10 protein-coding genes are annotated in these 10,298 nt (G+C 68.7%); 4 read left to right on the forward strand and 6 right to left on the reverse strand.

Going from position 1 to position 10,298, the window contains the following annotated elements; all coding sequences use genetic code 11:
• Positions 1-3: 3 nt before the first annotated feature.
• The gene (locus tag OEJ37_RS33170; protein ID WP_263349215.1) at positions 4-948 is read left to right on the forward strand and encodes a ketopantoate reductase family protein; all 945 of its coding nucleotides are present in this window, start codon (positions 4-6) and stop codon (positions 946-948) included.
• A gap of 244 nt (positions 949-1,192) precedes the next feature.
• Positions 1,193-2,590, forward strand: coding sequence for an MFS transporter (locus OEJ37_RS33175; RefSeq protein WP_263349217.1), 1,398 nt, complete (start codon positions 1,193-1,195; stop codon positions 2,588-2,590).
• Between the two features lie 30 nt (positions 2,591-2,620).
• Here the strand turns inward: OEJ37_RS33175 and kynA are convergent, their stop codons facing one another.
• The 3 genes from kynA to kynB all read right to left on the reverse strand — a co-directional run bounded on the left by kynA (position 2,621) and on the right by kynB (position 5,569).
• Positions 2,621-3,556, reverse strand: coding sequence for a tryptophan 2,3-dioxygenase (kynA, locus tag OEJ37_RS33180; protein ID WP_174419837.1), 936 nt, complete (start codon positions 3,554-3,556; stop codon positions 2,621-2,623).
• Positions 3,557-3,648: 92 nt separating this feature from the next.
• The gene (kynU, locus tag OEJ37_RS33185; RefSeq protein WP_217443140.1) at positions 3,649-4,902 is read right to left on the reverse strand and encodes a kynureninase; all 1,254 of its coding nucleotides are present in this window, start codon (positions 4,900-4,902) and stop codon (positions 3,649-3,651) included.
• Positions 4,903-4,927: 25 nt separating this feature from the next.
• A complete protein-coding gene (kynB, locus tag OEJ37_RS33190; protein WP_263349219.1) occupies positions 4,928-5,569 on the reverse strand; it encodes an arylformamidase in 642 nt (213 codons plus the stop codon).
• A gap of 130 nt (positions 5,570-5,699) precedes the next feature.
• On the opposite strand from kynB, the gene OEJ37_RS33195 reads away from it, so the two are divergent.
• Positions 5,700-6,200 carry an Lrp/AsnC family transcriptional regulator gene (locus OEJ37_RS33195; RefSeq protein ID WP_006477992.1) on the forward strand — a complete coding sequence of 167 codons (501 nt, stop codon included), beginning with the start codon at positions 5,700-5,702 and terminating at the stop codon, positions 6,198-6,200.
• Here the strand turns inward: OEJ37_RS33195 and OEJ37_RS33200 are convergent.
• The 3 genes from OEJ37_RS33200 to OEJ37_RS33210 all read right to left on the reverse strand — a co-directional run bounded on the left by OEJ37_RS33200 (position 6,187) and on the right by OEJ37_RS33210 (position 9,074).
• The gene (locus OEJ37_RS33200) at positions 6,187-6,696 is read right to left on the reverse strand and encodes a flavin reductase family protein (protein WP_034178871.1); all 510 of its coding nucleotides are present in this window, start codon (positions 6,694-6,696) and stop codon (positions 6,187-6,189) included. The genes OEJ37_RS33195 and OEJ37_RS33200 overlap by 14 nt on opposite strands.
• A 309-nt stretch (positions 6,697-7,005) precedes the next feature.
• Positions 7,006-7,671, reverse strand: a complete 666-nt coding sequence (locus OEJ37_RS33205) for a hypothetical protein (protein ID WP_072442840.1) — start codon at positions 7,669-7,671, stop codon at positions 7,006-7,008.
• Positions 7,668-9,074 (reverse strand): selenium-binding family protein, encoded by a 1,407-nt coding sequence (locus OEJ37_RS33210; protein ID WP_263349223.1) that lies wholly within the window; start codon positions 9,072-9,074, stop codon positions 7,668-7,670. Before OEJ37_RS33210 ends, OEJ37_RS33205 begins: the two co-directional genes overlap by 4 nt.
• 579 nt (positions 9,075-9,653) lie before the next feature.
• Here OEJ37_RS33210 and msrA point away from each other — a divergent pair.
• The gene (msrA, locus tag OEJ37_RS33215; RefSeq protein WP_175919193.1) at positions 9,654-10,214 is read left to right on the forward strand and encodes a peptide-methionine (S)-S-oxide reductase MsrA; all 561 of its coding nucleotides are present in this window, start codon (positions 9,654-9,656) and stop codon (positions 10,212-10,214) included.
• Positions 10,215-10,298 lie beyond the last annotated feature (84 nt).

Here is a 10,298-nt window from a genome sequence, read left to right on the forward strand (position 1 = left end):
ACGATGAGAATCGCAATTCTGGGCGCGGGTGCGATGGGCTCGCTGTTCGGCGGGCTGCTGGCCGAAAGCGGCGAGGCCGTCACGCTGATCGACGTGAACGACGCGCATCTCGATGCGATCCGCCGCGACGGGCTGCGCATCGACGACGATCGCGGCGAACGGCGCATCCGCGATTTGCAGGCCGTGCGGCCGGAAGCCGCGAATGCGGACGCGGCCGCATCGCCTGACGCATCGTTCGATCTGCTGATCGTTTTCACGAAATCGCTGCATACGCGTACCGCGCTCGATGGCGTGCGCGCGCTGCTGACGCCGCACACGCACGTGCTGACGTTGCAGAACGGGCTCGGCAACGTCGAGACGCTGAATGCGTTCGTGCCGCTCGAAAGCATCCTGATCGGCGTGACGACGTGGCCGGCCGATGCCGCGGGGCCCGCGCACGTTCGCTCGCACGGCGCGGGCACGGTCCGCATGATGACGGCCGACGGCCACGCACACCCGTTCGCGACGGCCGTGGCCGATGCACTGTCGCGCGCGGGGCTCGCATGCACGCTCGACGCCGATGTGTGGGCCGCGATCTGGGAGAAGGTCGCGTTCAACGCGGCGCTCAACACGCTGTGCGCGGTGACCGGCTGCACGGTCGACCAGCTCGGCAACCATCACGACGGTCCGCGGCTCGCGCTCGCGATCGCGGCCGAGACGGCCGCCGTCGCCCGCGCGAACGGAATCGCGGTCGACGGCGAACGCATCGCGCGCAACGTCGAACATGCAATCGGCGAGCATCGCGGCCATCGCCCGTCGATGCTGCAGGACGTGCTCGCGGGCCGCCGCACGGAAATCGACGCGATCAGCGGCAAGGTCGTCGCGGCCGCGCGCGAAGCGGGCGTCGCGGTGCCGCACACCGAGACGCTGCTCGCGCTCGTCCGGCTGATCGACGCGCGGGTGAACTGAGCATCAGACTGACGATACGAGCGCGTCGCACGTAGACGATGGCGCCGGATCGAGACGGGTTGGACAAGACACCGGAGTCAGCGCCGACGCGTTGACGCCGGCCGACCGCGCAGTACGAGATCCGGGCACGCGCCGACGCGCCAGCCCGGGCAACTGGAGACGCCATGAAAGCTATCGAATGCCGTTGTCTTGCCGCGCGCCGTTCGCGCGCGTTGCCGCCGACGCGCGGCGCACGGGAGGTCGCATGAGCACGCGCGACGGATTGCCGCCGCCGTCGGTCGACATCGGCACGACGCTCGACGACGGGCCGTTCACGACGATGCAGCGCTGCGTCGTGCTGCTCGCCGCGCTCGCCATCGTGCTCGACGGCTTCGACGGCCAGTTGATCGGTTTCGCGATTCCCGTGCTGATCCGTGAATGGGGCATCACGCGCGGCGCGTTCGCGCCGGCCGTCGCTGCCGGGCTGATCGGGATGGGCATCGGCAGCGCGTGCGCGGGGATCGTCGCGGACCGCTTCGGCCGCCGCCAGGCGGTGATCGGCAGCGTGTTCCTGTTCGGCGTTGCGACCTGCGCGATCGGTTTCGCGCCCGACGTCGCGGCGATCGCGATGCTGCGCTTCTGCGCGGGGCTCGGGATCGGCGGCGCACTGCCGACGGCCACGACGATGACGGCCGAGTACACGCCCGCGCGGCGCCGCACGATGATGGTGACCGCGACGATCGTCTGCGTGCCGCTCGGCGGGATGCTGGCCGGCCTGTTCGCACACGAGGTGCTGCCGCGCTACGGCTGGCGCGGTCTGTTCTTCGCGGGCGGCGCGCTGCCGCTCGTGCTCGGCTTCGTGCTCCTGCGCGCGCTGCCCGAATCGCCGCGTTATCTCGCGCGCCGCCCCGCGCGTTGGCCGGAACTCGGCGCACTGCTCGCGCGGATGCAGCGGCCGGTCGCACCGGGCACCGTGTTCACCGATACGAAAGACGCACGCGCACCCGGCGGACGCGGCGGCTTCGGCGCGCTGTTCGCGAGCGGCCAGGCGCGCGACACGATCGCGCTGTGGTGCGCGTTCTTCATGTGTCTGCTTGCCGTGTATGCGGCGTTCAGTTGGCTGCCGACGATGCTGGCCGCGAGCGGGCTCAGCGTGTCGGTCGCGGGCGCGGGGCTCACCGCGTACAACCTCGGCGGCGTGATCGGCGCGTTGCTGTGCGCATGGGCGATCGCGCATGCCGGGTCGCGCTGGCCGCTCGCGCTGTGCAGCATCGGCGGCGCGGTGAGCGCGGTGTGGCTGATGGGCGTCGATGCGAGCCGCCACACGAACTGGCTGATCGTCGGGCTCGGCCTGCACGGGCTGTTCGTCAACGCGGTGCAGTCGACGATGTATGCGCTTTGTGCGTACATCTACCCGACGGCGGTGCGCGCGACGGGCACCGCGAGCGCGCTCGCGTTCGGCCGGCTCGGCGCGATCCTCAGCGCGTTCGCGGGCGCGATCGTGATCACGGCGGGCGGTGCGGGTGCGTACCTGACGATGTTGGCCGCCGCGATGGGTGTCGTGTGCATCGCGCTGCTCGCGGTGCGGCGGCACATCCCGCGGCTGTCGCGCGCGCAGTCGCTGCCGCGCGAAGGGGAGGAGCTGGCCCGCACGTCGCCGTGACGTGCGGGCGCATCACGTGCATCGCGTGCGTTAGAGCGTGGTGCGCACGTGCCAGAGCTCGGGGAACAGCACGACGTCGAGCATCTTGCGCAGATACGGCGCGCCGCTGGTGCCGCCCGTGCCCTGCTTGAAGCCGATGATGCGCTCGACGGTCGTCACGTGACGGAAGCGCCATTGGCGGAACGCGTCCTCGAGATCGACCAGTTCCTCGGCCATCTCGTACAGCTCCCAGTGCTGCTGCGGGTGACGGTACACCTCGAGCCACGCGGCTTCGACCGTCTCGTCGTGCCGCGTCGGCTGCGTCCAGTCGCGCTCGAGCCGCTCCGGTGCGATCGGGAACCCGCGCCGCGCGAGCAGGCGCACGACCTCGTCGTAGAACGACGGCGCATCGAGCGTCGCGCGCACCTGTTCGAGGATGTCGGGCCGGTGCGCATGCGGCTGCAGCATCTGCACGTTCTTGTTGCCGAGCAGGAATTCGAGCTGACGATACTGGTACGACTGGAAGCCCGACGACTGCCCGAGATACGGCCGCATCGCCGAATACTCGGACGGCGTCATCGTCGACAGCACGTTCCACGCCTGCACGAGCTGCTCGAGGATGCGCGACACGCGCGCGAGCATCTTGAATGCGGGCGGCAATGCGTCGGAGCGCACCGCGTCGAGCGCGCCGCGCAGCTCGAACAGCGCGAGCTTCATCCACAGCTCGCTCGTCTGATGCTGGATGATGAACAGCATCTCGTTGTGATCGGGCGACAGCGGGTGCTGCGCGTCGAGGATCGAATTCAGCGACAGGTAGTCGCCGTAGCTCATCGACTTCGAGAAATCGAGCTGCGCGTTGTGCCAGCCGGCTTGGCTCGACGCATCGCCCGGCACGTGCGGCGCTTCGTGTGCCGAATGTACCGGTTGCGCGGCGCGTGCGCCCGAGAACGGGCAGCCCGCCGGTGCGTCGCCGCCGGGTGGCTGCATATGACCAGAATTCACGACTTTCTCCAGGATTGAATGACGGGGGCGCGGCGCGTTATCCGCACGTCACCGCGGCGCGCGCCGGGCAAAGCCGGTCAGGTCACCGCGCCGCGTGCGGCGAACTCGGGCGCCTTCCACGCGTCGGTGGCCAGGATGTCGCGCAGCGTTTCGACGGCATCCCACACGTCGACGAAGCGCACATAGAGCGGCGTGAAGCCGAAGCGCAGCACGTACGGCTCGCGGTAGTCGCCGATCACGCCGCGCGCGATCAGCGCCTGCATCACTTCGTAGCCGTGCGGATGCTCGAAGCTCGCCTGCGAGCCGCGCTGGTGATGCGAGCGCGGCGTGACGAGCTTCAGCGACAGGCCCGCGCAGCGCGCTTCGACGAGCGCGATGAACGCGTCGGTCAGCGCGAGCGACTTGCGGCGGATCGCCTGCATGTCGGTCTGCAGGAACACGTCGAGCCCGCATTCGACCATCGACATCGAAACGATCGGCTGCGTGCCGCACAGGAAGCGCGCGATGCCCGGATCGGGCGCGAAGCCCGGCTGCATCGCGAACGGCGCCCGGTGGCCCCACCAGCCGGACAGCGGCTGCGAGAAATGCGCGTGATGGCGCTGCGGCACCCACACGAACGCGGGCGAACCCGGGCCGCCGTTCAGGTACTTGTACGTGCAGCCGACTGCGCCGTCCGCGCGCGCGCCGTTCAGGTCGACCGGCACCGCGCCGGCCGAATGCGCGAGATCCCACAGCATCAGTGCGCCCGCATCGTGCACCAGCTGCGTGACGGCCGGCATGTCGTGCATGTAGCCGGTGCGGTAGTTCACGTGGGTGATCATCGCGACGGCCGTGTCCGCGCCGAGCGCGTCGGGCAGGTCGGCAGGGTCGTCGATCAGGCGCAGCTCGTAGCCGCCGCCGAGCTGTTCGATCAGCCCCTGCGCGATATACAGGTCGGTCGGGAAGTTCGAGCGTTCCGATACGATCACGCGGCGCTCGGGCGCGCGCTCGGCCTGGTGGCGCAGCATCGCCGACAGCAGCTTGAACAGGTTGATCGAGATGGTGTCGGTCACGACCGTTTCGCCGGATGCGCCGCCGATCAGCGTCGCGAGCTTGTCGCCGAGACGGCGCGGCAGCGCGAACCAGCCGGCCGTGTTCCAGCTGCGGATCAGCCCTTCGCCCCATTCGGCGCCGATCACCTGCTGCGCGCGGGCGGCCGATGCGCGCGGCTGCGCGCCGAGCGAGTTGCCGTCGAGGTAGATCACGCCGTCGGGTAGCGCGAACTGGTCGCGCAGCGGGGCGAGCGGGTCGTCGCGGTCGAGGGCGAGCGCGTCTTCACGGGTCTTGATCATGATGTGGGGTCGTAGGTCGGGGTAATCAGGAAGCACGCGCGGGCAGCGCGCGCAGCACCGCGCGCACGGGGCTCGCGTCGAGCGTCGCGAACTTCAGCGGCAGTGCGATCAGTTCATAGTCGCCGGGCGGTACGTCGTCGAGCACGATGCCTTCGAGGATCGCCATCCGGTGCGCACGCACGCGGTGATGCGCATCCATCGTCTTCGATTCCTGCGGGTCGAGCGACGGTGTATCGATGCCGATCAGCTTCACGCCATGTGCGGCGAGCAGGTCGATCGTTTCAGGTGCGACTGCGCAGAAACCGGGGTCCCATTGCGCGACCGGCGCTTGCGCACAGGTGCGCAGCAGCACGCGCGGCGGCACGCCGTCGAGCGCGGCCGCGACATCGGCCGGCTGCACGACGGGCGAGGCGCCGATGCAATGGATCACGCGGCACGGGCCGAGATAGGTGTCGAGCGGCACGGCGCCGATCGGCGCGCCGTCGGCGTCGTAGTGCAGCGGCGCGTCGCAGTGCGCGCCCGTATGCGGCGACAGCGTCACGCGCGCGACGTTGACCGGTGAGCCGGCCTCCATCCGCCATACGCGTTCGACGGAAACCGGCGTGTCGCCCGGCCACACGGGAGTGGCGGGGCTGACAGGCGGCGAGATGTCCCAGAGTGTGTCCATGGCATGACGAAGCGGTGAGTCGATGCTTCGAATGATAGGTGGACGCTCGCAGAAAGTGCTTGCGAAATAAACATGGACAATCCGCCGGATTGGCAGATAATTCGACTTAGAGGGAAAACGGGGACCAAAAATGCACGCGATCACGCTCGATGCCACCGACTGCCGGATTCTGGCGGTATTGCAGGAGGAGGGCAGAATCAGCAATCTCGACCTGGCGGAACGGATTTCGCTTTCGCCGTCCGCCTGTCTGCGTCGCATGCGCCTGCTCGAGGAGCAGGGCGTGATCGAGCACTATCGCGCGTGCCTGAGCCGCGAGAAGCTCGGCTTCGAACTCGAGGCGTTCGTGCAGGTATCGATGCGCAACGAAGAGAATCAATGGCACGAACGCTTCGCGGAAGCGCTGCGCGAATGGCCGGAGGTGGTCGGCGCGTTCGTCGTGACGGGCGAGAGCCACTATCTGCTGCGCGTGCTCGCGCACAACCTCAAGCACTATTCGGATTTCGTGCTGAACCGGCTCTACAAGGCGCCCGGCGTGATGGACATCCGTTCGAACATCGTGCTGCAGACGCTGAAGGACGAAGCCGGCGCGCCGGTCGGGCTGGCGCGCACGGGCGCGATCAAAGCGGTGTAAGGCCGTGGAAGCCGCCGCCGTGGAACACGAGCGGCGGTGTCTCGTCCGACGCGGCGCGCACGCCGCAGCGTTCGACTTCGCCGACGAAGATCACGTGGTCGCCTTCGTCGTAGCGGCTGCGGTTATGGCATTCGAACCACGCGAGCGCGCCGTCGAGCACGGGCATCCCCGAGTTGCCGGCCACGTGCGCGATCCCTTCGAAGCGGTCGCCCTTGTAGGTCGAGAAGCGCTTGCACAGGTCGAGCTGCGACGCCGCGAGCACGTTCACCACGTAATGACTGTTGCCGCGAAACACGGGCGTCGACGCCGATTTGTGCGCGAGGCTCCACAGCACGAGCGGTGGATCGAGCGATACCGAGTTGAACGAGCTGGCGGTGATGCCGATCAGTTGCCCGGACGGCGCGCGCGTCGTGATCACCGTCACGCCCGTTGCGAACTGGCCAAGCGCCTGGCGGAAGGCGGCCGCGTCGAAATCCGGCGGATTGGCGCGGCTCATCGGGCGGCCATCCGGAACGAAACGGGCAGGCGCGGCGCGACGCGGGTGTGACGGGCGCGGCGGACGAAAGGCGACAAGGCGGTCGGTTGGGAAGTGGTGCGCATGGTCCGATTTTAGCGGAATCGGGGCCGCCGGGCCCGGCCGGACGGCGCATCGCGGGGATAGGGTGACGTAGCGAACACTGCGGCGCGCTGCCCGGTTCACGATGGCGCGCGGTCGGCATGGCCGTTCTGTCGCGTTTTGTGCGGTGCCGCCGGCGTGTCCACCTGCCGATCAGCCGATCCCCCACGCGCGCCATCGATGCCCGCGTTATCGCGTCGCCGCCAGTCCGAGCGACAGCGCGCCCGTCACGATCAGGCTCGATGCCCACACCGCATCGAGATTGAACCAGCTCCGCGACACGAACTTCAGCCCGAGATAGCGGTACACGAGCCACGCGAGCCCGCCGCCGGCGGCGATCATCGCGGCCGCATGCACGGCCGCGACGACGAGCGCCATCCCGAGATGCGCATCGACGAGCGTGGCCGCCGCGCGGTGGCCGGCATCCATGTCGAGCCCGCAAAGTCCGAGGTAGATCGGCACCAGCATCAACCCCGCGCCGTGCGCGATCGCGACCGCGAACGACCACAGGCCGAGCCGCGCCGGCGGGATCCGCGCGAGCGCACGCGGATGCCGGCGCCGGATCAGCAGCACGGCGCCGAAGCCGATCACGAGCGCGCTCGCGCCGATCCGGATCGCCGACTGCCACGCGAGCAGCGCCGCGAGCAGCCCGAACGGCAGCATCACCGCGAATACCGCGAGCGCATGGCCGAGCGCGAGATAGCCGAGCGCCGCGACGAGCGCGCCGCCGCGGCGTGTCATCAGCGCGTTCGACACCGCGAGCGGCCAGCCCATCGCGGGGTTGAGCCCGTGATACACGCCGCTCGCGAGCACGGCCGCCCACAGCGCGAACTGCGCGTGAAGTCCGGTGTTCAACGCTTGACCGACGGGTAGCAGAACGAGTCGGTCGAGCAGTCGCCGCCTTCGAGCCGGATCTGGTGCGCGCGATAGCCGTCGGGGAACTCGACCCAGTAATCGTCGGCGAGCGTCAGCCCGCCGTCCGGCCCAGCGTGCGCGAGCACCTGCGCGGCCGGCACGCCGTCCGGATAGAACTGGTCGTCCCATGTCGAATAAAGCGAGTTGGTCCAGTACACGCGCCGGCCGTCGCGGCTGATCTCGACCATCTGCGGGCCGCCCGCGAACGCGCGGCCGTTCGTGTGCGGCGCGCGGCGCACGATGCCGCCGATCCGCACCGACCCCGCGAGCACCGGGTTATGCGGATCCGACACGTCGTACTGGCGCATCTCGCCGGTGCCCCAGCACGACACGTAGAGGAAGCGGTCGTCGAGCGACAGGTCGATGTCGGTCACGAGCGGCGGCACCGTGCCGAACGCTTTCAGCAGCGGCGGCAGTTCGTCGGCCGCGGCCGGTTCGGGCGGGATCGTCGCGGTCTTTTTCACATGGAACTTGCCGTCCTCGCGCCACCAGGTCCAGATCGAGCCTTCGAGGTTCGTCGTATCGACCACGACGCCGACGAACCCGTATTCGCGCACCGGGTCGTGCGCGGGCCGCACCTCGAGCGCCATCTGGTGCTGCGCGCCGAGATCGATCGTCTGCACGTTGCGCCGCGCGCGCAGGTCCCAGAAGTGCAGCCGGTGCCCGTATTTGTTCGCGAGCAGGTCTTCGGGCACGATGCCGTTCTCGAATTGCGGCGGCAGCGCCCATTCGCTCGACACCATGTAGTCGCGCGGCAGGTTCCACCAGAAATCGTAGTGCTTGTCCTGCGGACCGCGATCGATCTCCCAGCGGCCGAGCACGTCGAAGGTTTCGCAATCCATGATGAAGATGCCGGGCGCGCCGTCGGTGCCGTCCTTGCCCGCGCCGCCAAGCGTGCTCACGTAGATGCCCTCGGGGCCGCAGTGAACGGTATGGGGCCGCGAATAACCGGTTTTCGCGAAGATCTCGTCGGGCTCGATGATCTTGTGGATCCGTGCCTGGGTCGGATGCGGCTTCGTGTCGATCACGTAGATGCGCGACGAGCGCAGGCCGGGGATGATCAGGAAGCGGCGTTCGAGGAACGCATGGCCGGTCAGCGGCGACAGCGCCGACGAGCACGCATTCCAGCCGAAATGGTGAAACTCGTCGCCGGTGTTCGGCATCGTCACCGTGTGCACGATCTTTCCGTAGGTCGGCGAGCCGGGCTTCACGTCGATCACGGCGAGCGCGTCGGGTCTGGAAAAATCGGGGCTCAGCAACAACGTATAGGCAAACTCTTCCGCCGGCGCCTGCATCGCAAGCTCGGGCGAAGCGTGAAACGTCGGGTCAGGCCGCATGCTCATGGTGATGCCCTCTCGGTTATCGGACTACTGACGCACGGCCGTGCGTTGCGGGCGTGCGGGTCGAGGTGGCCGCGCGGCGCGCATCTCGCCGGCGGGCGCGATCGGCAGGCGGCTGCACGCGTCGACGACACGTGCAGCGCCGTGCATCAGATCGTGAAAGCGGGTGAAGACGATGAACCGGATCGCGACGCCCTGTGTGACACGGGTGCACGATATCGCGAAGGTGAGGTTGAAGCGTCGGCTCGCGACGTGGCGGCGACCGGGCCCGCGACGCGGGCGATGTCTGTCAAGACGGGCATATCGATGTTCCGGCAGATGATGGGTACATCAGGGGCGGGTGTGCATCGGGCGCTTTGCGTCGCCGGCCGGGTTTGCCGTCGCGCTCACGCGTGCCTAAGTGTAGTCGAGAAACGGGCGGCCGGTTGCGCGCGGCACCTGTACGATCGGCCAGGTTCGCGCGCGAGTGAGATACTTGCCGAAGTGCCGCTGCGTCCCGTACGACGGACGCGCAGCGGCGAGACGGAACGGTGGCGCCGGCACACGCGTGCCGGCCGCCGTCATCAACGAGGGTCTGATTTCATGGGGAACGAAATGCTTGAAACCGCGACTTTGGGAGGCGGGTGTTTCTGGTGCACGGAGGCCGTGTTTCTCGACGTCGACGGCGTGACTGCTGTCCAGTCGGGCTACGCGGGCGGCCACACGCGCAATCCGGGTTATCGCGACATCTGCGAAGGCGACACGGGCCACGCGGAAGTCGTCAACGTGACGTTCGATCCGGCGCGCGTCGGCTATCGCGAGATCCTCGAGATCTTCTTCGCGACGCACGATCCGACCCAGTTGAACCGGCAGGGCAACGACGTCGGCACGCAGTACCGGTCGGTCGTGTTCACGCATTCGGATGCGCAGCGCGACACCGCGCTGGACGTGATCAGCGAGCTGGAGCGCGAGCAGGTGTTCGGGCAGCCGATCGTCACGCAGGTCGTGCCGCTCGACGGCAACTACTGGCCGGCCGAGGACTATCACCAGAACTATTACGCGCGTAACCCGGGGCAGGGCTACTGCTCGGTCGTGATCGGGCCGAAGCTCGCGAAATTCCGGCAGAAGTTCTCGCACCGGCTGAAGTCGCTGCGCGGCGCGTGAGCGCGTGAACGGCGGAAACCGGCGAAACTGACGAGACCGACGAGACCGACGAGACCGACGAGACCGACGAGACCGACGAGACCG

The sequence above is a fragment of the Burkholderia sp. BKH01 genome (assembly GCF_025685725.1).
GTDB lineage: Bacteria > Pseudomonadota > Gammaproteobacteria > Burkholderiales > Burkholderiaceae > Burkholderia > Burkholderia pyrrocinia_C.